The 23,144-nt window shown below is 66.4% G+C and carries 27 protein-coding genes and 1 pseudogene; 13 read left to right on the top strand and 15 right to left on the bottom strand.

Annotated features, from left to right (window positions below; genetic code table 11):
• Positions 1–39: 39 nt before the first annotated feature.
• Both Ahu01nite_RS47045 and Ahu01nite_RS47040 read right to left on the bottom strand, forming a co-directional pair.
• Positions 40–1,224: a molybdopterin molybdotransferase MoeA gene (locus Ahu01nite_RS47045; protein ID WP_203843271.1), complete on the bottom strand. Its 1,185-nt coding sequence runs from the start codon at positions 1,222–1,224 to the stop codon at positions 40–42.
• A gap of 276 nt (positions 1,225–1,500) precedes the next feature.
• Entirely contained in the window at positions 1,501–1,860 is a 360-nt protein-coding gene (locus Ahu01nite_RS47040) for a gamma-glutamylcyclotransferase family protein (RefSeq protein ID WP_203843270.1), read from the bottom strand.
• A 167-nt stretch (positions 1,861–2,027) separates the two neighbouring features.
• Here Ahu01nite_RS47040 and Ahu01nite_RS47035 point away from each other — a divergent pair, with 167 nt between their 5' ends.
• From Ahu01nite_RS47035 to Ahu01nite_RS47000, 8 genes are all read left to right on the top strand, one after another.
• On the top strand, positions 2,028–2,621 hold the full coding sequence (locus tag Ahu01nite_RS47035; protein ID WP_203843269.1) for an O-methyltransferase: 594 nt from the start codon (positions 2,028–2,030) through the stop codon (positions 2,619–2,621).
• On the top strand, positions 2,618–3,274 hold the full coding sequence (locus Ahu01nite_RS47030) for a cysteine hydrolase family protein (RefSeq protein WP_203843268.1): 657 nt from the start codon (positions 2,618–2,620) through the stop codon (positions 3,272–3,274). Before Ahu01nite_RS47035 ends, Ahu01nite_RS47030 begins: the two co-directional genes overlap by 4 nt.
• 86 nt (positions 3,275–3,360) lie before the next feature.
• The gene (locus Ahu01nite_RS47025; protein ID WP_203843267.1) at positions 3,361–3,891 is read left to right on the top strand and encodes a pyridoxamine 5'-phosphate oxidase family protein; all 531 of its coding nucleotides are present in this window, start codon (positions 3,361–3,363) and stop codon (positions 3,889–3,891) included.
• Between the two features lie 134 nt (positions 3,892–4,025).
• Positions 4,026–4,718 carry a M24 family metallopeptidase gene (locus tag Ahu01nite_RS47020; protein WP_203843266.1) on the top strand — a complete coding sequence of 231 codons (693 nt, stop codon included), beginning with the start codon at positions 4,026–4,028 and terminating at the stop codon, positions 4,716–4,718.
• A gap of 43 nt (positions 4,719–4,761) precedes the next feature.
• Entirely contained in the window at positions 4,762–5,313 is a 552-nt protein-coding gene (locus Ahu01nite_RS47015; protein ID WP_203843265.1) for a molybdopterin-dependent oxidoreductase, read from the top strand.
• An 11-nt stretch (positions 5,314–5,324) separates the two neighbouring features.
• Positions 5,325–5,954, top strand: a complete 630-nt coding sequence (locus Ahu01nite_RS47010) for a GNAT family N-acetyltransferase (protein WP_239159709.1) — start codon at positions 5,325–5,327, stop codon at positions 5,952–5,954.
• A 34-nt stretch (positions 5,955–5,988) separates the two neighbouring features.
• Positions 5,989–6,753, top strand: coding sequence for a class I SAM-dependent methyltransferase (locus Ahu01nite_RS47005; protein WP_203843264.1), 765 nt, complete (start codon positions 5,989–5,991; stop codon positions 6,751–6,753).
• Complete coding sequence (locus Ahu01nite_RS47000) at positions 6,750–7,403, top strand: pyridoxine/pyridoxamine 5'-phosphate oxidase (protein WP_203843263.1); 654 nt, start codon at positions 6,750–6,752, stop codon at positions 7,401–7,403. Before Ahu01nite_RS47005 ends, Ahu01nite_RS47000 begins: the two co-directional genes overlap by 4 nt.
• 69 nt (positions 7,404–7,472) lie before the next feature.
• Here Ahu01nite_RS47000 and Ahu01nite_RS46995 read toward each other — a convergent pair whose 3' ends face one another.
• The 8 genes and pseudogenes from Ahu01nite_RS46995 to istA all read right to left on the bottom strand — a co-directional run.
• A complete protein-coding gene (locus tag Ahu01nite_RS46995; RefSeq protein ID WP_203843262.1) occupies positions 7,473–7,880 on the bottom strand; it encodes a hypothetical protein in 408 nt (135 codons plus the stop codon).
• Positions 7,881–7,887: 7 nt separating this feature from the next.
• Complete coding sequence (locus Ahu01nite_RS46990) at positions 7,888–10,017, bottom strand: hypothetical protein (RefSeq protein ID WP_203843261.1); 2,130 nt, start codon at positions 10,015–10,017, stop codon at positions 7,888–7,890.
• Entirely contained in the window at positions 10,014–11,843 is a 1,830-nt protein-coding gene (locus tag Ahu01nite_RS46985; protein ID WP_203843260.1) for a hypothetical protein, read from the bottom strand. Before Ahu01nite_RS46985 ends, Ahu01nite_RS46990 begins: the two co-directional genes overlap by 4 nt.
• A gap of 58 nt (positions 11,844–11,901) precedes the next feature.
• A complete protein-coding gene (locus Ahu01nite_RS46980) occupies positions 11,902–12,879 on the bottom strand; it encodes a site-specific integrase (protein ID WP_203843259.1) in 978 nt (325 codons plus the stop codon).
• Between the two features lie 134 nt (positions 12,880–13,013).
• Complete coding sequence (locus Ahu01nite_RS46975) at positions 13,014–13,220, bottom strand: hypothetical protein (protein ID WP_203843258.1); 207 nt, start codon at positions 13,218–13,220, stop codon at positions 13,014–13,016.
• Positions 13,221–13,258: 38 nt separating this feature from the next.
• On the bottom strand, positions 13,259–14,053 hold the full coding sequence (gene istB, locus Ahu01nite_RS46970; protein ID WP_203843257.1) for an IS21-like element helper ATPase IstB: 795 nt from the start codon (positions 14,051–14,053) through the stop codon (positions 13,259–13,261).
• Entirely contained in the window at positions 14,050–14,766 is a 717-nt protein-coding gene (locus Ahu01nite_RS52125) for a Mu transposase domain-containing protein (RefSeq protein WP_438874873.1), read from the bottom strand. Before Ahu01nite_RS52125 ends, istB begins: the two co-directional genes overlap by 4 nt.
• A gap of 21 nt (positions 14,767–14,787) precedes the next feature.
• Positions 14,788–15,480: pseudogene (gene istA, locus Ahu01nite_RS52120) on the bottom strand (IS21 family transposase); the annotation flags it as partial.
• 400 nt (positions 15,481–15,880) lie between these two features.
• On the opposite strand from istA, the gene Ahu01nite_RS46960 reads away from it, so the two are divergent.
• Positions 15,881–16,285 carry an NUDIX domain-containing protein gene (locus Ahu01nite_RS46960; RefSeq protein ID WP_239159708.1) on the top strand — a complete coding sequence of 135 codons (405 nt, stop codon included), beginning with the start codon at positions 15,881–15,883 and terminating at the stop codon, positions 16,283–16,285.
• 88 nt (positions 16,286–16,373) lie between these two features.
• Here Ahu01nite_RS46960 and Ahu01nite_RS46955 read toward each other — a convergent pair whose 3' ends face one another.
• Entirely contained in the window at positions 16,374–16,838 is a 465-nt protein-coding gene (locus Ahu01nite_RS46955; RefSeq protein WP_203843255.1) for a site-specific integrase, read from the bottom strand.
• Positions 16,839–16,966: 128 nt separating this feature from the next.
• On the opposite strand from Ahu01nite_RS46955, the gene Ahu01nite_RS46950 reads away from it, so the two are divergent.
• The gene (locus Ahu01nite_RS46950; protein WP_203843254.1) at positions 16,967–17,347 is read left to right on the top strand and encodes a hypothetical protein; all 381 of its coding nucleotides are present in this window, start codon (positions 16,967–16,969) and stop codon (positions 17,345–17,347) included.
• Between the two features lie 219 nt (positions 17,348–17,566).
• On the opposite strand, the gene Ahu01nite_RS46945 is transcribed toward Ahu01nite_RS46950, so the two are convergent.
• Complete coding sequence (locus Ahu01nite_RS46945; protein WP_239159707.1) at positions 17,567–18,175, bottom strand: transposase; 609 nt, start codon at positions 18,173–18,175, stop codon at positions 17,567–17,569.
• Positions 18,154–18,618, bottom strand: a complete 465-nt coding sequence (locus tag Ahu01nite_RS46940) for a winged helix-turn-helix domain-containing protein (RefSeq protein WP_239159706.1) — start codon at positions 18,616–18,618, stop codon at positions 18,154–18,156. The genes Ahu01nite_RS46945 and Ahu01nite_RS46940 overlap by 22 nt, the downstream gene beginning before the upstream one ends.
• Before the next feature lie 232 nt (positions 18,619–18,850).
• Between Ahu01nite_RS46940 and Ahu01nite_RS51965 the strand changes: the two genes are divergently transcribed.
• Complete coding sequence (locus tag Ahu01nite_RS51965; protein WP_203843253.1) at positions 18,851–19,429, top strand: YdcF family protein; 579 nt, start codon at positions 18,851–18,853, stop codon at positions 19,427–19,429.
• Here the strand turns inward: Ahu01nite_RS51965 and Ahu01nite_RS46930 are convergent.
• Together Ahu01nite_RS46930 and Ahu01nite_RS46925 are read right to left on the bottom strand one after the other, a co-directional pair.
• Complete coding sequence (locus Ahu01nite_RS46930) at positions 19,424–20,071, bottom strand: 5' nucleotidase, NT5C type (RefSeq protein WP_203843252.1); 648 nt, start codon at positions 20,069–20,071, stop codon at positions 19,424–19,426. The two genes, Ahu01nite_RS51965 and Ahu01nite_RS46930, sit on opposite strands and share 6 nt — an antisense overlap.
• Positions 20,072–20,364: 293 nt before the next feature.
• The gene (locus tag Ahu01nite_RS46925) at positions 20,365–21,126 is read right to left on the bottom strand and encodes a transposase family protein (RefSeq protein ID WP_203843251.1); all 762 of its coding nucleotides are present in this window, start codon (positions 21,124–21,126) and stop codon (positions 20,365–20,367) included.
• A gap of 510 nt (positions 21,127–21,636) precedes the next feature.
• On the opposite strand from Ahu01nite_RS46925, the gene Ahu01nite_RS51595 reads away from it, so the two are divergent.
• Positions 21,637–21,762 (top strand): hypothetical protein, encoded by a 126-nt coding sequence (locus tag Ahu01nite_RS51595; RefSeq protein ID WP_275411843.1) that lies wholly within the window; start codon positions 21,637–21,639, stop codon positions 21,760–21,762.
• Between the two features lie 213 nt (positions 21,763–21,975).
• On the top strand, positions 21,976–22,980 hold the full coding sequence (locus Ahu01nite_RS46920) for a PIN domain-containing protein (protein WP_203843250.1): 1,005 nt from the start codon (positions 21,976–21,978) through the stop codon (positions 22,978–22,980).
• Positions 22,981–23,144 lie beyond the last annotated feature (164 nt).

The following is a 23,144-nucleotide window of genomic DNA, read 5'->3' as shown; positions in this document are numbered from 1 at the left end:
GCGAGCACTCGACACCGCCGGTGACCCTTCACGTTCGCCTTACGGAAGCGGCAGCAGATCTACAGGACGACCGGTGACCCATCCGGGTTCGAGAACGGCCAGGGCGTCGGCGGTGGCGGCACCGCCGAGGCTCGCGGGCCGGCTCCCGGCGACGATCACCGCGTGATCGCCGGCCAGGGTGACCGGCACGAGCCGGGTGAACGGGTCGGTAACCCGCGCGTCGCCGGTCACCGGCAGCCGCACCGGCGCCGGTGGGATCCAGCCGGTGAGCGCCTGCAGCAGAGGCCGCAACAACGTGATGGAAGCGACCAGGCCGGCGAATGGGTTACCGGGGAGCCCGACGACCCACCGCCCGTCGGGTAGCGCGGCCAGGGTCTGCGGGCGGCCGGGCCGGCAGGCCACCTGATCGACGAGGTATCGGGCACCGAGCGTGGTGAGCACCCCGCGGAGATGATCGGCCGCCCCGGCTGACGAGGAGCCGGTCACCACCACCACGTCGACGCCCTGTCCGCGGACCTGGTCGGCGAGCAGGTCCGGGTCGTCATCCAGCAGCACCCGCCCGGCCACCGTTGCGCCGCAGGCTGCGATCAGCGCGGACAGCATCGGCCCGAACACGTCACGAACCTGCCCCGGCCCGGGCGTGCCAGCGGGCACCACTTCGTCCCCGGTGACCACCAGCCGGATACGCGGGCGGCGGCGCACCGCGACCCGGTCAGTACCGCACTCCGCGAGCAGGCCCGCCACGGCGGGAGTCACCAGCCGACCGGAAGCGAGCAACTCGTCACCGGCTTTCGCGTCTTCCCCGGCCCGCCGGATGTGCGGCTTGGCACCGAGGTCGGCATGCACGAACCCGCCGTCGCGGCGGACGTCCTCGTACGGGACCACCGCCATCGCGGCGCCCGGCACGACAGCCCCGGTCATGATCTCCACGGCTTCGCCGGCGCGTATCGCGCCCGCCCACGGTGGGCCGCCGGCGAGTACCTGGCCGATCAGCCGCCACGGCCCCGGCCCGGTGACGGCGTACCCGTCCATCGCCGCGGTGTCGAAGCGGGGCAGCGAGGTACCCGCGCATACCGGCGCCGCGAGGACCCGGCCGACTGCCGCCTCCAGGGCAACCTGCTCCCCGGCAAGTGGAACGGCTGCGGCCCGGGCGGTCTGCACCGCGGCTCGCCACGGCATCAGTGTCCGCTGGCGGGCGCCCGGCTCATCGCGAGCCAAGGTCACCGGCACGACGACGACCGCGATGACGATGGCGTACGGCGACCGTTGCCACTGAACGACTCGCTTTCTGCCGGGGGCCTCCACCGATGCGCTGGCACACAGGACGAGACCGTGGTGCGTCCGAAACGGAGATGAGCCATGCCGGCAAGCACACCTGAACCGCATCACGCCCGGATGCCGACGACGATTCCGGCTTGCGACGACAACCTCTCGTCCACCCGGCCAAGTATGTGAGCACGACGCCGGCCGCGCACCTTCAGCCAGCGACCGCGACCTCGTTCAGGCTTCCGGCAGGCCCGCGGCGTCGTCAGCGCTCACGTACACCCACGCCGATTCCCCGGACCCGAGCGGCGCCAGGAGCCGCCGGTAGTCGTCAACTTCGTAGTCGTCGGCCAGTAAGAGTTCAGCGTCGGTGACCTCGAACACCATGCCCTGCACATGGTCATCCGGATCGCCGGTGGCCTGCAGGATCGGGTGATGGGTCTGCCCGCTGACGGCGAGGACCTGCGGATCGGTGATCTCCAGCATCGACACCTGATAACCGAGCAGATCATCGTGGCGCCCCGACAACTCCCGGCCGAAGGTGGCCCGTTGCACGGCCGGGTCACGCAAAGTCCCATAAGAGAACAGCAAAGCCATGATCAAACCTTAGTGGGGGCGGCTGCGAGGCACGCGGGCGTTTATCGTCGGCCGGGGTGGCGGGCCTGCGCGTGGGGCAGTGGCGACTGCTGTCCCGGTCGGTGGAAACCCGACTGAGCGCTGCGGTTCACGGTCCTAGGTTTGTGGCCGACCGGAAAGGACACGGGATGGACACTGATGTCGACCGGGATGCCGGAGCGACCGGGCTGCCCGCGGTGGTGACCGCCGCCCACCGCAGGGCCGAGTCGGTGGGCTTCGGCTACTCACGTGAGCCGCTCACCGGCCGGTTACTCGCGACGTTGAGCGCGGCTGTGCGTCCCGGCGGCCGCGTCCTCGAACTGGGCACCGGCGCCGGGGTCGGGCTCGCCTGGATCGAGTACGGGCTGGGCGGCCGCAGCGACGTGCAGGTCATCTCCGTGGAATTCGACGAAGCACTCGCCGCCGCCGTGCGGCGCTCCGGTCTTCCCCCCGGATTCGACGTCCGCGTCGGCGACGCCGAAAAACTGCTGGCCGGCCTCGGCACGTTCGACCTGATCTTCGCCGACGCTCCCGCCGGCAAGTGGACCGGTCTGCATCTCACGATCGCCGCTCTCGCCGCCGCAGGTGTGCTGCTTGTCGATGACATGGACCCGGGCCGGTACACCGAACCGGACCACCGAGACACCGTGGACCGGATCCGCCGCACCCTCACCGAGCACCACGGCCTCGTGACCACTGAGTTGTCAGTTGGCAGCGGCCTCATCGTGGCAGTCGCACGATGAGCGACCCGCACCTGATCCCCCACCTCGACACCGCCGCGCTCGTCCTGATCGACGTGCAACACGACTTCCTGTCCGACAGCCCGTACGGCATCCCCGGCACCACCGAGGTGCTGCCCCGGCTGGCCCAGTTGTCGGCCGCGTTCCGGGCCGCCGGCAAACCGATCGTGCACGTCATCCGGCTCTACGAGCCCGACGGCAGCAACGCCGACCGGGTCCGCCGCACCCTCATCGCCGGCGGCGCCCACGTCGTCGCCCCGGGCACCCCCGGACGCGACATCCCACCGGAGCTGCTACCCGACACCGCTCCCGGCCTCGACGACGACGCCCTGCTGCGCGGCGACCCGCAGCAACTCGGCCCGGACGAGTTCGTGATCTACAAGCCACGCTGGGGCGCCTTCTACCGCACACCTCTGCACGAGCTCCTGACCAGCCACGGCATCGACACGATCGTGTTCGCCGGGTGCAACCTGCCGAACTGCCCGCGGGCCAGCCTGATCGAGGCCAGCGAACGCGACTACCGCCTGGTCCTCGCCACCGACGCCACCTCACGCACCTCCGAGCAAGGACTGGCCGAGGTCACCGGCATCGGCACCATCCTGATGACCACCGACGCCATCAAAGAAGGACTACGCGCAGGGAAAACCAACCTATGACCGATTGGAGTCGTGCGCTTACTGTGTGACACTGAAGGGCCGTTGGTGCTTCGCGGGGGCTGGTGATCCCGACGGAGGTAGCACTCATGGATCAGCTCAGCCTGCCATCCGATGTCGACACCCACCACGGCGACGGCGCCGCGCCGAGATCTCCCGGCGCCGGCCGGGAGGTGCTGGACCACCTCGACGAGGCGATGCGAACGTTCATCAGCCGCCAGGAACTGCTGTTCGTGGCCACCAGCGACGCCTCCGGTAACTGCGACAATTCACTACGCGGCGGCCCGCAGGGTTTCGTGCAGGTCCTCGAACCGCACCGGGTGGCCTGGCCGGACTACCGCGGTAACGGGGTGATGGCGACCCTCGGCAACATCGTCGCCAATCCACACGTGGGTCTGCTGTTCGTCGATTTCACCGGCCAGCCTGCCGGTCTGCATGTGAACGGGACCGCCGAGATCCTCAACGACGCGACGTTCCGGGTCGCGTTCCCGGGCGTGCCGGTGGATCCGGCCCCAGGACGGCGCCCCCGGGTGTGGGTGGTCACCCACGTGGCAGAGGCGTACATGCGCTGCCCGAAGCACATCCCCCGGCTGATGCCAGCCCCGCGCAACCCACGCTGACGGCCGGCCGCTCTCTCCCAACGCCGACACGCACCCACGTGATCGGCGACCCATACAGGCGTAGTCCTTCGTCAGAGCCTGCTCCGGGTGGAAACGGCAGGCCTGGGCAAGGTGGGCCCGGCTAGCGTGGGGTCGTGGATGACGAGACGACGCGCGCCGAACGGCTGATCGATGCGCAGACCAAAGCGGTCGAGTTGTTCGACGAGATCGACCGGCGCGGCCTGATCGCCGCTGGTCGCGGCGAGCGGGCGGTCAGCGATCAGATCCGGGACCTGGCGAACGAGATGTTCGGGGTCGCTAAGTTCTGGCACAAGCGGATTGTGCGCGCCGGGCCGAACACGCTGCACCCGTACCGGGAGAACCCACCGGACCGGTTGATCACCGACGACGACATCGTGTTCTGCGACTTCGGGCCCCTGTTCGAGCAGTGGGAAGCGGACTTCGGGCGCACCTATGTGCTCGGCGACGACCCGGTCAAGCACCACCTGCGTGACGACCTGCCCACAGTGTTCGACGCCGGGCGCCGCTACTTCGACGCCCACCCCGAGATCACCGGCGAGCAACTGTTCGCTGAGGTCCGGCGGCTGACCGCGCAGGCCGGCTGGGAGTTCGGCGGCACGCACGCCGGGCACCTGGTCGGCGAGTTCCCGCACGAACGGATCAACGGCGACGAGATCGAGTACTACATCACCACCGGCAGCGACCAGCCGATGCGCCGCCACGACCGGGCCGGCCGGCAGTGCCATTGGATCCTCGAGATCCATCTCGTTGACCGCGAGCGCGGCTTCGGCGGCTTCCACGAGGAACTCCTCGACCTTCGCCCATGACCATAGGATCGATGGACATCGACCCGCCTCGAATGGAGTTGCCGTGCCCCGGACCATGATCCGCCGCCTGACCGGCCTTGCCGTCTCGATCACCGCGCTGATCGCCGTCAGCGGCGCAGCCGCCGGGGCGGCAGCACCCACCACGCCGGTACAGGCTCCGACCGCGGTCGGGCACCGGATCACCACTCAGGTCAACGGGGCGGTGCAGGATCGGCTGCGGCTCAGCAACGCGCAACTGGCGGCGCTGCCTCAGCAAACGATCACGGTGACGTTCCAGAGCGGCTCGGGTGCGCAGACCCACACCTACACCGGCCCGCTGCTGTTCGACGTGCTGAACCTGGCGCGGCCGAGTTTCGACCCGGCCGTCAAGAACGACAAGCTGCGCTACGCCGTCACCGCGACCGGCAGCGACGGCTACCAGGCCCTGGTTGCCTGGGCCGAGTTCGACCCCGACTTCGGCGCCAAGACCGTCCTGGTCGCGCTCACCGAGGACGGCCAGCCGACCGCCGACGGACGCCCCCGGCTCGTGGTGCCCGGCGACATCAAGGGCGGCCGGTACGTCTCCGGCCTCGTGCGCCTGCACCTGGCCCGCTGATCCGGAACGCAGTGACCGACGCCGACTCCTGGTACGCGATGCCAGGCCTGGCCGGCCGCACGGTCCGGCTGGAACCACTCACCGTCGAGCACGCCGCCGGCTACCTCGCCGCGACCGGAACTCCGCAGCAGAGCGCCGAGATCTTCCGGTGGCAGAGCCCGCCCGGCGGCGCCCTGAGCGTGCCCGTCACCGTCGACGACGCCGCAGCTCACATTGCGGCGGCGCTCGGTGCGCGGGCCCAAGGATCCCGGCTCCCGTACGCGCAGATCGACGCCGCCACGGGAGAGTTCGCGGGCACGACCTCGCTCGCCGACCCGGATCCCCGGCAGCGAAGTCTGGTCATCGGCTACACCTGGCTCGGCCGACGGTGGTGGCGCAGCGGCGTCAACACTGAAGCCAAACTCCTCATGATGACCTACGCCTTCGAGACACTCGGCGCGGTCCGCGTCGCCTGGGTCACCGACATCCTCAACCTCCGGGCCCAGGCCGCAATCGAACGGCTGGGCGCGGCACGCGAGGGCGTTCTCCGCAAGCACCGCCGCCGCGCCGACGGGTCGTGGCGCGACACCGTGCTGTACGCGATGGTCGACGACGACTGGACGGCGGCGAAAGCCGCACTCGGCGAACGGCTCCGGCCTTGACCTGCACCCCGGGGTGCGGGTTTAGGGTCGCGCCATGATCACATCAGCGGGCGGCGACGTCGACTACGACAGCACCGGCGACGGGTACGCGCTGCAGCGGCGCCCCGATCCACGCATCGCGGCGATGATCCACACGGCGCTGGGTGAGTCCCGGACCGTGCTCAACGTCGGGGCCGGCGCCGGCTCGTACGAACCCGCCGACCGGTACGTCGTCGCGGTCGAACCGTCTGCCCGGATGCGCGCCCAACGCCCCGCGACCGCGGTCCCCGCCCTCGACGCCACCGCCGAGCACCTGCCGTTCGACGACGACAGCTTCGACGCGGTCATGGCCACCGTCACCGTCCACCAGTGGCCCGACCCGGCTCGCGGCCTGGCAGAGTTGCGCCGGGTCGCCCGCGGCCCGGTGGTGGTACTGACCTTCGACGGCGACGCCCTCGACCGGCTCTGGCTGGCCGAGTACGCCCCGGAACTCATCGCCGCGGAACGCCGCCGCTACCCCTCGATCGACGCCATCGCATCCGCGATCGGCTCCCGCGTCGAGGCAATCGAAGTACCGATCCCGATCGACTGCGTCGACGGCTTCACCGAGGCCTACTACGCCCGCCCCGAACGCTTCCTCGACCCGCAGGTCCGGGCAGCGCAATCCGCCTGGGGTTTCATCGACGACGCCGCCACCGCCCAGGCCGTCGAACGGCTGCGCGCCGATCTCGACTCCGGCGCCTGGGAGACCCGCCACGGCCACCTACGCACCCAGCCGCAATTCACCGGATCGCTACGACTGATTGTGGGCCGACCATGACCGACCTTCGGCAATACCTGCGCGGCCTGCCCGTCTTCGCCGGCGAGCTACCCGCCTTCGACCCGGCCCAAGCACCGCAACAGCCCGACACCCTGTTCGTCGACTGGCTCACCACGGCGGTCGACGCGGGCGTACGGGAACCACACGCCATGACCTTGTCCACCGTCGACGCTGACGGCAGACCGTCCGCGAGGGTCCTCATCCTCAAGAACATCGACGACCACGGCTGGCAATTCGCCGTGCACGCGGCCAGCCCGAAAGGCCAGGACCTGACCCGGAACCCCGCCGCCGCCCTGACCTTCTACTGGCCGGCACTGGCCCGCCAGGTCCGGGTCCAAGGCCCTGTGCGCCCGGAGCCGGCCGAACGCAGCGCAGCAGACTTCCTCGCCCGCCCCACCGGCTCCCGCGCCGAAGCCTCCATCGGCCGGCAAAGCCAACCCCTGGCCGATCGCCACACCCTGGACCTCGCCGTCAGGCAAGCCCGCGAACGGATCACCGACGCCCCGAACTTCGTCGACCCAAACTGGACGCTCTACACACTGACCGCCAACACGGTCGAGTTCTGGCAAGGCGACAAAGAACGAAAACACACCAGACTTCGATACGCCCACAGCGCGGATGGATGGGTTCGCGAGTTGCTCTGGCCATGACGAATCTTTACATGACTCTCCCGGAGAACCTCGACGACCAGCAGGCCACCGAACGCGATGGGGAAGCCGCTATTTTGCCCGTTGGCTGTCCAGATTGATGACCTTTCCGGAGTGGCTGTCCAGGTGTTCCCGTAACGCCTGGTTGTCGTGGTGCAGCGCTGCGATCACGGTTGCGGCGGCATGGAGTTTGCGGCGAAGTGCGGCACACTCCTCGGTCTTGTCCCTCAGTCTCTTCCGGAGTGAATCGATGTCGGTGTCGCGGCGGGCCTCGCCTTCAGTTCGCCGGCCGTGTTCGGCGACGTACTGGTCCCATTCGGCTCGGATGTCGGTGGCGCGGTTCATGGTGGCCCTACTGATGCCTGCCTCCTTGTAGAGGTTCTCCTTGGTGAACGCCCCGTCGGTGCGTAGCGGATTGCCTGCTTTCAGGCGATCCATTGCCTCCCGCAGCGCCTGCCGCGCAGCTTCGGACACATTCATCGCCTGGTCACTTCTCCTGGTCTTCGCCTTGGTCGCTGGTGCCGCTGTCGGCTCGATCGATGACGGCTTGGACGTCATCGATCTGCCTCTGGATGAGCGCCCGGCGGGCCGGCGGTAGTTTGCGCGCCTCGGCGAGTTTGAGCAGGCTACGCTTCTCGGCCGTCCAGATCGGGACATGCTCGACACCGATGACGCTGTTCGCGCACCGGCCGGGCTGGCAACGATCGATCAAAGGACCCTGGTGCCCTGGTGGGATTTCGACGTGCCCGTCGAGACATTTTGCGGCGACGGGATTGCTGGGGTCCGCGGCGCAGTGGTTCAGTTTTCCGAACCGGATGAAGATTCGCGCCTTGCGGAGCAGGTCATATTCGACCCGGGCATCGCCTTGGCGCGCCTGGCCGGTGGCAACCATCTGCTGCGCGCTTTGCCTGACCGCGTCGAACATCGCAGCGATCTTGCCGGCGGCCGGGCCGAAGCCGACGGTCTTGCCTGAATGATGCTCGTCGTACAACTCGCGCAGGGTAACGAACCGGGCTTGGTCCACTGCGGTGTCCAGCAGTTTGTCCCACTGGACGTCGGACGCTGCGTAGCCCTCTGTGACGCGGTTGGCGAGCAGGCGGGTCGTGACGTGCTTGAGTTGCATGCCTAAGGCGATCTCCGCGCCGGGCTCGGTGGCAGTCAGCATCGCCATCGTCTTGCGCAGCATGTGCGGTCGCACCGTACCTGCGGGAATGTGCAGACCGTGGTCAGCCGTCGCGGCGTTGACCTGCCGGATGAAGCTGCGAACGATGTCGGGACTCTTGAACTCCGAGCCGTGTTTCGAGTCACTGGAGGTGAAGATCAGCTCAGGGTGGCCCGACAAGGCTTCGGCAACAGCGATCGCTTCGGCGACCGGCTCGATGATCCACCACGCTTCCCGCGGGCGGTTGGGGTCGTGCTTGCGTTTGATCGACGTGAGCGCGGGGGCTCCGTAGTGCTCGCCGACGGAGCCTCGAACGATCTCTCGGATCTCGGAGTCGCGCATCATGCTGAGCGCTGCCACGAACACGTAAGAGGCACCCCTCAGTGCGATGCACTCACTGTCGGTGGTGCGAGGACACAAGCCCGGGTGCCAGGGGCGTTGGCCGCCGTCGGGCCCGGCGACGACGGCGTGCTCGGCGATCAACCCTCCGCTGATACCCCTGCCGGCATCAACCGCCGCCCGCGCCGCGGCCTCGAACCTCCGCCGGATAGGCGAAGAACGACGCATCTTCTTGGGCCCGTACTCAGGGTGAACGCCGATCAGCGCGGACAGCAGACTCCAGTTGATCATTCCCGGAGTGCCGGTCGGAGAGCGGGACGAGTGCACGGGTATCCGATTGTCTGGGTCTGCCAGGTAGATCTCCAGGCGCTCGTCGATCGGCTCCCAGTCCCGCAGGCTCTCGACCAGGAGCCGACGGTAGCGGTCGCGGGCCGCGAGGATGTCCGGGGCGAAGTCGTGGACGTATGCCCAGGCAGCGCGGATCAGGGCGAACCATGTCTCCGGGGCGATGTTTGCGGTGGCGAGTTCGTCGCCGCTGCGGTTCCTGGCCGACTGCGCGGCGGTCTTGCCGGGCCACGGATCGCTGGTGATCCCGCCGCCGGTCAGCAAGGGGCTGAACTGATGCAGCCCACGAACCGTGACCACGTAGGCAGCGAGGCTGCCTGGTGTTAGGTCGGCTGCCCGCCCGTCGATGAACGCGGTCAGGTCGCTCGTCTGCCACTGTCCCAGGAAGGCCGGCAAGGCCCGTTCTTTCGCCCATCGGGCAAGGGCGGCAAGCCGATACATGCCTGCGTTCACCGTGGTGACTGCGGCGGGCCGGGTGCCCAGGTAGAGCCCGGCACGCAGAACGGCAGGGTGCTGCGGGTTGAGCATCGCCATCGCGATCTCGCGGGCCCGCAGGTTCCAGACGGAATCTTCCAACCCCGAGAAGGACACCCGCCAGGCCGAACGAGGCTTGTTCGCAGGCTTCACGACGGCGTGCATCGGCCATTCGACGGTATCGCCGAAGCGAGGAACCGCCGCACCGCTGATCAGGGACTGAGATTGCAGGACCGGCTCGTCGGTGGCGAACACCGATTTACTCGGCGAGACCGCCCAGGTGGCGTGCTGGGTCATTGATCGAACTCCGCATGGGCGGCGAGGGGCAGTTGCAGCGTCAACCCCTGGTCCTTGATCTGGCGTCGGGCGAGAGCGATCTCGTTGTCCTTGCGTGCATCGAGCACGGCTTTGAGGTTGGCGTGGCCCTGCCCCCACAGCGTGTGGAAGTGCTGCGGCGACAGCCGCAGCCGTAGGCGCTCCAGGTACTGGGCGAACAGCAGCAGCTGCGGCAGGTTGGACGGCAGGATGAACGCGTGGGTGCATTCAAGGCACCGCAACGGAGCGACCGCGCACAACTCGCCAGCCTTGCTGTACGGCGAGTCGAAGGGGTCACGGCAACTGGTCACTCCCATGTCCAACTGACCTGTGATGATCTGCTGCGCCTGGTCCAGGGAGATACCAAGCGCCGCTTGCGCGGCCGGGTCGTCCAGGCCGGCGACAGCCTCATCATCCACGACCACAGGGCCATGTAAAGCGGTGTTCAGCCACCGGTGCTGAGCACGGTTCACCACGCTGCCGGAGATGACGTGCAGGGTCGTGCCATGCGCGTAGTGGCCCATGAACGTCTGGTAGGTGTGGTCGTCGGCGATGTCGGCAACGACTCCGCGCCGAGCGATCGCCTTCTCCACCTTGACTGACTTGCGCATCCGCCGGATATCCACCGGCTGGGAGACGCTGAGCCCGCGCCCGGCGACCCACCGGCCGAACGACGAGGACGACGAGGAGTTGGACGCGAACGGCGCGACGGTGAACTTGCCGTCGATCGTGACCGATCCGCTCAGGAACACCGATCCCGAGGCGGTGTCTGCGAGGGCTGCCCGGGCCTTCTCGGTGGCCGCCAGCAAGCGTCGCAACAGTTCAGGAGCGTTCAACGATCCCTTCGCCGGATGTGAAGCCGGCCCGGGTCCGTCGAACTGGCGGTGCCGAACCCATCCGGCGCGCCGCTTGTCCATCGTCAGGCGCACGCCCGAGGGGGTGAACTCCACATCCCCGACCCGCACACCGGTGAGTTCCTCCGGAGCGTGACCCGTTGCCGCTACCAGCAGCAGCCGGAACGCCTGCAGATCCTCACGCCGCGGATAGAGCAAGGCAGCCAGAGCCACCATGAGTTGAAAGCGGAACATACGGCCGCTCGGCCGGCCACCACCCCTTCTAACGATCTCAATGAGCACGGGCGGGGCCTCGTTGAGCCTGGGCAGCCAGGGCCGGATCTCCTGGAAGGACGTCGTGCCGTTGTCCAGTGCCCATAAGAGATTGGCCGGGTCGAACCAGCCATGATCCGCCGGGTGACCCTGGGCAGAGGCGATCAGGGCGCGGCCACGGCCAAGCCGCCCCTCCATCACGCGGACCTGCTCCCATGCGAGTCGAATCAGTGCCTGCTTCTCCTGCCTGGTGAACTCATCAAGTTCGTCGGTCCGGCCGAACGGAACGGGTATCGGGCTTGAGACCAGCCGCTGCACTGATGAAGCGACGGGCGCGTCATCGCGTTCGGCGCGAAACCGGATCAGTGTCCGCAGCACGTTGCAGTAGTTCGCCGGGCTCGTCGATCCCTCGGCGAACTCGGTGATCAGCGACCGACTCCACTGGTGGATCAACCCCGCCAGCTCAGCAGTGTCCTTGGCCAACGACAACGCCGAGGCGTCGTCACTGTGCAGGTCGGCATAGGCGGTAAAGCGTCGTAGGGTGTTCCGGTAGGTGACCACGGACGGCGTCGACAAACGGGTCAGCTCCGCGTAGGCGACCCACTCGTCGGCGAGTTCCGCCGCCAACGTCATACATCGATACCGGCTCGGATCGAACACCACCGGCGAGCGCCTTCCGTTCTCCCGGACCACCTGCCGCATCCCGATACGGGTAAGCCGGCCGCCGAGTTCCCGAGGTGCAGCGGCGGGAACCGCGTATTCACCCCGCCGAGGCATCGAGCGCCGCCTTCCAGTCCTCCGCCAACGCGTGCAGGCCGATCGCGGCGTACGTTGCGCCGTCGTGCTCCGACCACTGCGCGAACGCGGCGTCGATGTAAGTCCGGGGATCCTCCAGGTACCGCAGGTAGGCGTAAGTGCTGGCTGGCCGCTTATGACCCAACCGGCGCTGCACAGTCAGCACCGGATGAACGGAAATATGCTCCGCCGGCGTCGGCATCCCGCGCTCCCGGTTGTCATCGATCTCCTGTTGCACACGCCGACGCTGCAAGAACCGCAGCAGCTGCAGTGCAAACGTGTGGCGAGCGTCGTGGAAGCGCCAAGGGTGCGCCGGCAGCACAGGAGTTCCCGGAGCGGCTGCGTGCAGCAACATCCGCCGCCAGGCGTCCTTCCGGATCCGGTCCCACGACGAAGGCCCCAACATCAGCCCGCCGTGACCAATGAACACCGCCAGTGGCTCCAACCCGCGCTCAGTCTCGCGAACGGTGATCCGACGCAACTGCGGACTCATTGCCGACATCACGAACGACCGGCGACGGCCTTCCAAGATTCCCGAAAGCCGGCGCTGCCCGGCGTCCATCGCGGTCACCACGAACAGCTCCTCGCGGCGTCGCGCCAGCGACTCGGCCGAGGCAGCCGCGAACTCCCCACGTTCCAGCAGCAGGTAGTGCGCCACCATTTCACGAGCCGTCACCGGCACATAGACATCGCGGCGAAGCCCGAACTTCGCGCACTTCTGCAACTCGAACTCCACCGGTTCTCCCGGCCTGTGCCCCTGCTGCAACTCCGGGAGCAACAGCGTCGACCACTCCTGCAACCGCATCCCCGTCAGCAACGCCAGCTCCAAGCCGGCCCGGCCGCGATGCGGAGCCCGGCCGCGGAAGGCTTCGCTCACCTCGCCGTCAGGGCGTTGCCCGCCGAACCCCACATCCCGGAAGTACAGATACTGCTCGAGCGTCATGTGACGGACCTTCATTTCCCGCTGCCTGCCGGTCTGCAGCGAGTTCGCGGCTTCACGCCGAGCTGGCTTCGGTCGTGGGAATGGGACCCGGATGGGCGCTTGTGTTGGGCCCAGGGATCGGCGTTTCGGCATGATCAATGTGCGAGAGTTTGGGTCCCATCCTGCAGACGTCGGCGGGTGAGCGCGAGCATGTCGATCAGCCAGCCGGGGCCGCCGGTGATGTCCCGAGCGCGGAGAAGAGCATCGACTTCGCGGTGGCCGATCGGCCCGGCGTGAGCGAAGTAGTCCTCGCAGATCTCGAGCAGTAGCGGTAACAGATCGTCGGGCTCTTCGGGCTGCACTCCTGTCCTCCTGGATCACTCAGCGTGGACGCCGGGGGTCAGGCGCGCGGTCGTGCCGGTTGCTCGGTGCGGGCGCGTGTCTGCGCGAGGCGGTAGGAGTCGGTGCCGGTTTCGATGATGTTGCCGCCGAAGGTGAGCCGGTCCACGATCGCGGCGCAGAGCCGCGGGTCGGTGAACGTCTTGGTCCAGCCCGAGAAGGCTTCGTTGGAGGCGATCGCGACGGAGGCTTTCTCCTCGCGCTCGGTGAGGACTTGGAACAGCAGTTCAGCGCCGCGTTTGTCGAGTTCCATGTAGCCCAGCTCGTCGATGCAGAGCAGATCGACGCGGCCGTAGCGGGCGATGGTCTTGGCGAGAACCTTCTCGTCGGCGGCTTCGACGAGCTCGTTGACCAGCTTGGTGGCCAGGACGTAGCGGACGCGGAAGCCGGCCATGGCGGCCTCGGTGCCTAGCGCGATGAGCAGGTGGCTCTTGCCGGTGCCGGAGTCGCCGATCAGGCAGAGCGGGAGCCCTTTGCGGACCCAGTCGCATTTGGCGAGGTTGTGAACGACCGCGGGATCGACATACGGGTTGGCGTCGAAGTCGAAGACGCGCAAGCTCTTATCCCGGGGAAACGCCGCCGCTTTGATCCGGCGTTCGGAGCGGCGCCGGGCCCGATCGTCGCATTCGGCCATGAGTAGTTCGGCCAGGAAACCGCGGTAGGTCTGCTGGTCGCGGGCGGCGGCCTCGGCGAGGTCACCGAACTGGCTGCGGATGGTGGGCAGGCGCAGCAGCCGGCAGGCGGAGTCGATCGCGGCGTCGGCGGCTTGTTCAGTGAGGCCTCTGTGGCGGGTCATGGCCGGTTCCCTTCTGCAGTGCGCGGGGGCAGGCGGAGCAACTGGTCGTAGGCGGTGACGGTGGGCAGCGGCCGGGTGTCGGCCGGCAGCTGCGCGAGGCGCCGTTCGGTCAGTGAGATGACGTTGCTGACCGGCCAGACCTGCCGGTCGACGGGATGCCGGTGGTCGTCGGTCTCGGCGAACTTGCGGGCCTGCAACGCGACAGCGTCCGCGGTGAGTGCCCCGGCCTGTAGCGCTGTGGCCAGCCCGGCAACGACGTGCTCGTGGGACATGTGCCGGTGCAGCAGCAGAACTTCGACCAGGGCGCGGGTGCCGGTAGCGTCGCCGTGAGTCTTGCGGACGGCTTCCCACCAGGCGTCGTGGACCGGGGTGAACCGGCCGGCGGAGCGGGCCTGCTCGAGCGCGGTCGAGCCGGGCAGCGCACCCGGTTTGCGCAGCAGGGCCTCCAGGTAGTGGTCCAGGTCGAGGCGGGTGCGGCCTTTGGCCATCAACCGTTCGTGCCGGGCAACTTCGGTGCGGTCGTCGTAGACGACGAGGTGGGAGGCGTGCAGGTGGACGCGGACGTGCCGGCCGACCAGCCGGACCGGCACCGAGTAGCGGTTCGTGCGGACGGTGACCTGGCTGTAGCGATCGACCCGCGGCCCGAGCCACGTGCCGGTCTCGAACGGCTCGCCTGGCAGCGGCACCAGCAGCGGCTGCTCTATCGCGAACATCTCCCCGATCGTCTGGGCCCGGGAGCCGATGCGCCTGGCTTCGTCGGCCGCGTCCCAGGCGTCGACCATGGCGTTGAGCTGCTCGAACGAGTCGACTTCGGGAACGGGGACCAGGTGATTACGCCGGAACCAGCCGATCTGCCCCTCGACCCCGCCTTTCTCGTGAGCGCCTTGCAATCCCGGTTGGCAGTAGAAAGCATCGACTGAGAAATGCGATCGGAACGCCGTCCACCGGATCGTTTCGACCCGCTGCCGGGAGAACCCGAGGACCTGCGCGACCGCGGCCCGCAAGTTGTCATAGCGGATCTTGCCGGTGGGAACACCGTCGAGCGCGGTGAACGCGTGGGCATGGCCTTCGAGGAACGCCTCGGTCCCGCCGGACGCGAAGATCCGGTGGACGGCCTTGCCGCTAAACGACAACCGGAGTGCGAACAGCATGCATGTCACCGGCTCACCGCGCAGGTTGATCGTGACCTCGCCGAAGTCGACCTCCGCTTCCTCGCCCGGGCGATGCGTCTGCGGGAAGAACACGTTGACCGGTCCGCGGCCGGCCTCGACCCGGATCTGCGGCTTGCGGTCGGCGACGTAGCGGCGCACCACCGAGTAGGACACGCCCTGCATGTCGTGCTCGGCCAGCAACCGGTCGTAGATCCGGGTAGCCGTGTGCCGCTGCTTGCGGGGGGGCGTCCAGATCTGCGCGCAAGATGGCGTCGATGATCGGCTTGAAGCCGTCCAGCTTCGAGGCCCGAGGCGGCATCGCCTTGCGCGGCTGGGGCCACGCCGACGCCAGAGCAGCACGGACCGTGCGGCGGCTCACCTGATATTTGCCGGCCATCGCCCGCACCGACATCCCCGCACGGGAGTCGCGGCGGATCGCCGCGAACAGGTCAACCTTCGACATCAACGGCATCGGCAAGACTCCCGTCCAGACCCGCTGATGCTCCCACCGCTCTCGGTGGGTCCGAAACTCGTGAACATCGAAACCACCCGATCGAGGTGGGTCCTGAAATCGCGACCAAACCGCAGGCCAACACCCTGAACCCGAGCCTGAGAGCGAACGTTCATCGTGGCTGTCGCGGACGTTCTTGTCGGATGGTCATGCCACAATCCGCCCATGATTCAGATCGTCATGGGGGCGTTGATCTGCGAAGGTCAGATCCTGCTCGTCCACCGAAGTCCGAACCGTCCTGTGTACCCGGACGTGTGGGGCCTGGGCGGCGGGCACATGGAGCCGGGCGAGACAGAACTGGCTGCGCTTGCCAGGGAGCTGGACGAGGAACTGGGCGTGCAGATCGAGCCGGGCTCGGTGATCCATCTGTGCCGGCTGCAGGTGGGCCGCGGAGAGGAATCCGTGCACTTCAGCGCCTGGATTGTCAAGGAGTGGCAGGGGACACCGACAAATGCCGCCCCCGAAGAACACGACGAGATCCGCTGGTTCCGGCCAGAGGAGCTGCCTCCGCTCACCCACGAACCCGTACGTACGGCGGTAATAGAAGCGATGCGGGGTGCCCTCGCCTGAACTACACGACCAGGGCGGGTCCCGAACTCACGCCCAACGAAACCCGCGGGCCGCCACCGGGACCCAAACTCCCGCCCAAACGGGACCGCTAATTGTGCTCAGAACCACGCCGAGCACCCCGACGCGTCATCCGGAACGGCCGGCGACGGACCAAACCTTGATCGAGCAGATACCCATACAAGGCGTTGATCACCGTCGCTTCGCGGTCCCACGTCACCTCGTCGATGGGCTTGTCTTGCAACTCCGTCCGCGACCGGCGGTAGGCGACCAAGTCGCTCTCCGTCGCCGAAAGCAAGTCCGCGCCGCGGCCGTCGAGGAACGCGATGAGCCGGCGCACGATGTACGCATACACCCGCAAAGTTGTCGCCTGCTTGCCGTCGTAGGCCAACACCCGGAACCAGCCGGACACGGGCTCGACCGGCTGCATCGCCTCATCAACCAGGATCGGCATGCCATCCGGCAGCGATCGGTAGTCCAACGTCGAACGGACGTCAAACCCCTCCGGCCCCGGCCAGAGACCGCGCGACCGCCGGTCCACATAAAAGATCTCCACCCATACCTCCGGCAGACTTGATAACAGAAGGCTGCGCGCAGATGACCTGGAGGTGAGACATTCCCAGACTACGGAGAGAACGAGCGAAGCGGCACGAGTTCCGGCGCCGTTTCCTCACCGGCACCGCGGTGAGCTGGCTGGTCTACCTCAACGCGCCAACCTCGGCGCTGGCCGCGGTCATTGACCTCGCCTCCGCGATCGTGGACCCTCCTGACCGCATCGCTGGCCTTGCCGAGCAGGCCGAGTCCGGGAACGGTGCATCGGTCCGCGCCTACCTGCACGACCTGCCCCACGGCTACGCCATGCCCATCACCCGTGTGCGTGAATACCCCGTCATGCCCCTGCACGTCCTGCGTCAGCAGATCCCTAACCTGTCGCAACCGCGCGGGTACACCGTCATCGACGCCGGTTCGCCGCTGGCGGCGATTTATGACGGCTTCACCGCCGGATCGCCACAGCGGGAGATGACCATCGTGCACAGCGGCGCGGGCGGCGTCACGTATGACTGACCGCGCCGAACGGTGCCCCGTCCGCTCGCCCGCACGATAGTCCCGCCGATGCCGGGGTCGCCGGCCCGCTTCGAGGATTTCGCCCTGCCCTGGAGCGCCAAACCGGCCAACAGCGACATGGCCGCTCTCACCGAAACCTTCGATCACGGTCCTGAGCTTCACACCGCTCAAGTCCTCGTCCGCGAGTCTGCTACAGAGGTTGAAAGGCTGAGGTCTGCCTCATTGCGGTAGTTCGGGGTCGAGGGTCATTTCGGTGCTGGCGAAGAAGCCGGCGAGGAGATCGGACTGCTGCTGGCAGGCGCGTAACCGGCGTCTGACCAGGTCGGCGAGGTGGTCGATGCCGCGGGCGGCGATGTTCGTCAGGCCGCGTTTCATCCAGGACCAGACGCCCTCGGTCGGGTTGAGGTCCGGGGCGTAAGCGGGAAGCCGGATCACCGTCAGCCAGCACCGGGCGGCGATCAGCGCCTGCATACGGCGGCTGACGTGGGTGTTGAGGTTGTCCCAGATCAGCACGATCGGCGCCTGCAAACGTTGGTGGGCCTGGTCGAGTAAAGCGATGTAGTCGTCCTCGCTGAAGCTACCGCGTTCGTCTTTGCGGCCGCGGTGCAAGCGGGTGCGCCACATCAGCCGGCCGCGTTCACCGGGCTTGAGACAGACCAGGCCGGCGATCGAGATCCGGCCGGAGCCTTTACCCGACACCGAGATCACCGGCGTGCGGCCACGGCGGGCCCAGGTCTTGCTCACCGGCGGGCGCAGGACCTGACCGGCCTCGTCCTGGAAGCAGATCCACGCACCCTGGGCTGCGGCTAACCTCTTACCGACGGCCACCGCCGACGGTGCCAGGAAGCGATCGCCTCGGGATCGCGTTCGATCGCCCGACGGGTCGGGACCTGTTGGCTGTAACCGATGCGGTGCAGCAGATACGACACTCCGCGCAGCGTGTACGAGACGCCGAAGCAGCGTTCGGTCACCTCGGCGACCCGAGCGAGGGTCCAGCGTGCGTCGACCCAGCCCTGCGCGACGGGTCCTTCATCGAGCACCTCGGCAAGCTGTTTGAGCTGGTCATCGGAGAGTTTGCAGTCCGAACCGCCCGGCCCGGACGACGCTAGGGCCTGGGCTCCGCCAGCAGCCCACCGACGCCGCCACTCACGGACAGACTTCTCAGAAACCCGCAGCTCAGATGCAATCTGCGCGGTCGTTTCCAATGCCTCGAACATGGTCGCGGCCTGGATCCTGACCTTCTCACGCCGGATCCGGGCTGCCGCGTTCATGCCACCACCAGCCGGATACCTCATACCTCTGGCCTACCGAATCCATCGACGTAGGTCACGTAGACACGCCGACGACCGTCAGCCTTTCAACCTCTGTAGCAAGATCACCGCGCGGTGCGACGGAATTCACACGCGAGGTTCGGAGTGCCCGACATGTCGGTAGTCAATTGACGACGTTGCGGATTTCGTCGATGCGTCCGCGCCAGGAACGGGCCAAGCTGACCTGATCTTCGTGTTCGGATCAACTCTGCCTGACGCCGTGTTGCCGGCGGCGGATGCATTTCGATCGGGGCTGGCACCGCTGATCGCTCTGACGGGAGGTCCCAACCGCCGTGAACCTGCTCATGTCGAAAGTGATGTGCACGCCCAGCTGCTCCGATCGCTGGGAATCGCACCAGGTCAGATGATTGTCGAACGGCGTTCGCGTACCTCTGTGGAGAATGTGGCCTTCGCTCGTCCGCTTATCGAAGAGCGCCTCAGTTCGGTACGGACGGTGGTCGCCGTGGTGTTCCCTGTCAAGTGTTTCTGTTCAAGATCTTGTCGGCGCAGGAAGCTGAAGTTCGCAGTGCAGGTCCACGTACGCCGACGAGTGCGAAGGGGCCGTCGACGTCCGCGCGCTCCGCAGCGAGCTGACGGCCGAGCCGACGCTGGCAAACAGAAACCATCGGCTACACGAAGTGACTTTCTCCGGCTCCTGGCGGGGTCCGGATCTGCCGAGATGAGGACACGCGAGTCAGTAGCTATTCGCCGATTGCCGCCACAACAAGGGGTAAATGCGTGCAACCGCGTAAATTTCGCAGAAGTCTCATAGGGTTTGCGAAGGAACGTGCCCCGGGGCTTCAGGCTTGGGCATTCCATGAGAGTCAAGGAACGCGTAATACCTCTGGCGAACCATTTCCTCTGCCTCGTTCCAGTCATTGGCTCTAAGCTTTGGAGGTGGACTCATATTCCTGTTAGTGGAGTTGGTGAAGGCTATGACCTCCTTATCCGCGTCTTGAAGGCATCTAATATTTGCTTCGGTGTCCTCGATGTAAATATCAGCGTCGACAAGATCTTTATCGCGCATGAAGCACAAGTCCCAGTAGGGAATCGCATGATGGTCAAGCCATCTAACCGTTTGACTGACGGCGGTTTCGTGGAAGTGTCTTATGAAAAGCCGATGGGTGATGATCCTAATTCGCACCCCTTCGCTGCCTAGTCTACGTATTGACTGGGCAGCACCCTTGATTGGATCCATCGAACTAAAAAGTTCACGTTGCGTTACGGCGAACCTGTGAACTCTGGAATACTCGTCCGGCAGGGTTCCCCATTCGGGCAGGCCATAGCTGACCTCTTTCGTCAGAGCCTCCTGGGGTACACCCTTCCAGTCCGAGTACACCTCTCGCATTTTCTTGTAGAAATCCGCGCATACTCCGTCAAGGTCCACCCCGAAGACAAACTGCTTTTCTTTCATTCGTGAGCCCTCCTGGTTGGCAGCCCAGACAGAATCCCGCATCTTCGACGAGCATGTAAGAAAACGACCGCATGGGGGCTGACTGGCTAACAGATTCGGGCAAGAAGGTGGGAACCTGAGCGCGAATCGCCTGATTCATCCCGTCTAAATATCTTTGTCGGCTCTCGCCGGAAGAGCGCACTTAAGAACTCGATGGTGACCGTTGGCCGAATAGGCAGATCGGTCTGGGCGATCATGCCGCGCTAGACTCGCCCTCAATTAATCGACGTTATCTACGGCCGACACAAGGAGGGTTATTCACAGGCGATCTTGTAAAAGTGCAGAGCGACTACGGCACTGATGGTTTGACGGAACGATTTGAGGGGTCGCCGGTAGTCGGTGTGCATGATTCGCCAGGTCTTGAAGTTGGCGATGGCCTGTTCGATGACGTAACGAACCTTGTTGACCTGTGTGTTGAATTCTTTCTCCCAGTCCAGGAGTGCTCGGTGGGTGGGTTTTCTGATCGGGGTGAGCATGTCGTTGCTGATGTAGCCCTTGTCGCCGATCCACAGGCTCGGGTTCATCGAGATCAGGGCGCTGGACTCGTTGAGGGCGAAGGTGTCGTGGCGTGATCCGTTGATCGGGTCTGAGACCCCCGCGAGGCTTCCGTCGAGCCGGCAGGCGAGCTGGACGTTGAGGCCCGTGGTCTTGTGCTTGCCGGAGTACAGCTCCCGGTGTCCGGCCCATGACCAGCACGGCAGCAGGCTGCCGTCGACGATGTACAGGGTTCGCGGGTCGAGTTCGTCGGCTGTTGGCACAAATTCCGTCAGCATGTTCTTGAGAACGGGAGTGAGTCCGGAGACGGCTCGTGAAATGGTGGATTGCGAGACGTCGTAGGTTTCGGCGAGTGCTGCTTGGACGCGGTTGCGTCGAAGGTAGGTAAGTGTGACGACGACAGCGCGGTAGAGGTCAAGGACTGGTGGCCATGGCGGCTTCTGCATATCTGCGGTGTGGGAATGGGCGCGGCTGCAAAGATCCAGGATCTGGTCCTTGGAGAAGCCGGTGGTATGATACATCTTCGACGGTTCGCTCTTCTTTGGGTGTTGTGTGGTAACTCCATCCTACTGATGAGCGGACCGTCTTTTTCATTGGGTTCTACTGTGGATTATCAAAGCCCTGCTGAATAACCCTCAAGGCTTCACTCGACAATAAGGCAACGCTTCAAATGCAATCCGAGGCTTTGCATCCGTGCGGTCCAAGGCCGGGCGTGAAACCGCATGCGGGCATGACAATAGGTCTATATTTCTTAGCTTGACGTAGTCAAGGAGCGCTTCAGGAGGCGTTTCGACCTACTCGGATGGCGCAAGTACCGCACCAAGCAAATGCACTCTTCTGCCGCAACGAGCGCTTGCCGCGCGGGGACGGTCGGGCCGCAGCGCTGGCGGACAATGCTCTTCCCGGCCGCTGAGCTGCGTGCAGACTTGCTGCGTACCTGCCGTCGATCCGCGGAGTCGGGCTCGACCTGCACCCTTGGGGCGACGTGGTGCATGACCCTACTGTTTGATAATCAAGCCGTCGATCGGGCCGTGACCTGTCAGATAGTCCTGCTCTCGTCGGAATCGGACGACCTGCCGATGAAATATCTCATGCCCGTGCGCGTCGACATCGACGCCCGGCTCTGGCGCGCGACGCGGTGGACGATAACCGGGTAGCGCGGTGGACTGACCTGCCGAGGAACCCGAGGTGAGATTCGTGTACTCCTGGGAGTAGTTCACGGCCGAGGAAGCCGATCGCGTGGTCGCCGCGCTCCGCGTCTTCGAAGTGCTGCCCGGGGTGAACGGCAGAACTATCCCGCCGGCCAAGGGCGACTACCAGCGACGTAACCCAGTACACATCGGATCTGCGCACCTGCCAGGATGCTGTCCATGCTCGTCACACCGACTCTCGGCGCCAACCTGCTCCATGTAATCTCACTGCTCGATCGCTGCCGCAGCGAACCGGACAACTACTCCGGCGACCCTATCCGCTATGTACGCTGGGTATTCGAGATGGCGCGCATGTTCCGCGGTCAGATCCGGACCTCTGACGTGGACCGGCTGCTGTTCACCCCAGGATTCACCCGGCTGCTCAGTCTGCTGCCCGGCGCCGCCGCCACGTTGCAGCAGACTGAGCGGCCAGGCGTGTTCATGGAGGCAGGCGGTCAGGTCACCCCATGGGCACGCGACGCGCTTGCGGTGGAGATCGCCGACCGCAAGGACGCGTACGAGGCCGCGCACGCGGCGCTGCGCAAAGAGTTCGTCCGGTGGGGCTCAAACGGCGAGGTCTTCGTGGTGGTGGATACGAGCGTGTTCATCAAGCACCCGATGAAGATCGAGGACATTCCCTGGGCCGAAGAGATCGGCCAGGGGTTCGAGGAGATCCGCGTCGTCGTCCCGTATGCGGTGATCAAGGAGCTGGACAGGCTCAAGGAGCATTCGCAGCCGCAGGTTCGCTGGCGTGCCGGCCTGACCCTGGCGGTCGTCGACAGGCTGCTCCGCAACCCAGACGGCCGCACCGTGCTGCGCCCTGCCGACCCCAACCCGCACGAGATGGCCGACCGCGGTGAGATGCCGCGCGGCACCGTGACGATCGAGGTCCTCTACGACAACGAGATGCACGTCCCACTGCACAACGACGACGCGGAAATCATCGACCGGGCGCTGGCAGTGCAGGTGATGTCCGGAGAGAAGGTACGCCTGCTCACCATGGACACCGGCATGGGTCTCGAAGCCAGCCGGCATGGCCTGAAGGTGCACAAGCCCGCCCGCGATCCGGAGCCCGACCCTGCCGATCAGCCCCCTAGCCGCCGGGCAGCGCGGCGGGCCAAGGCCGACGAGCGCGCCGCAGCAGACGAGACGAATTCAGACCAGGGGCCGCCGGACGGATCCTGACACCCTCGGGAATCAGACAGCCACCAGCTCGCGCCAGTCCACGCCGTTTTCGTCGAGGAGCCGCTCCAACGCGCTGATGGACAGCCAGTCGTGCACCACTTCGCCGCGCACGACTCGGTGTAAGCGCGACCGACCGCGGCGGACGACCTCCACGCGCCATTCGC

It is taken from the genome of Winogradskya humida (assembly GCF_016862215.1).
Taxonomy (GTDB): Bacteria; Actinomycetota; Actinomycetes; order Mycobacteriales; family Micromonosporaceae; genus Actinoplanes; species Actinoplanes humidus.
The sequence above is the reverse complement of the archived record's forward strand: the minus strand, read 5'-3'. Positions and strand labels throughout refer to the sequence as shown.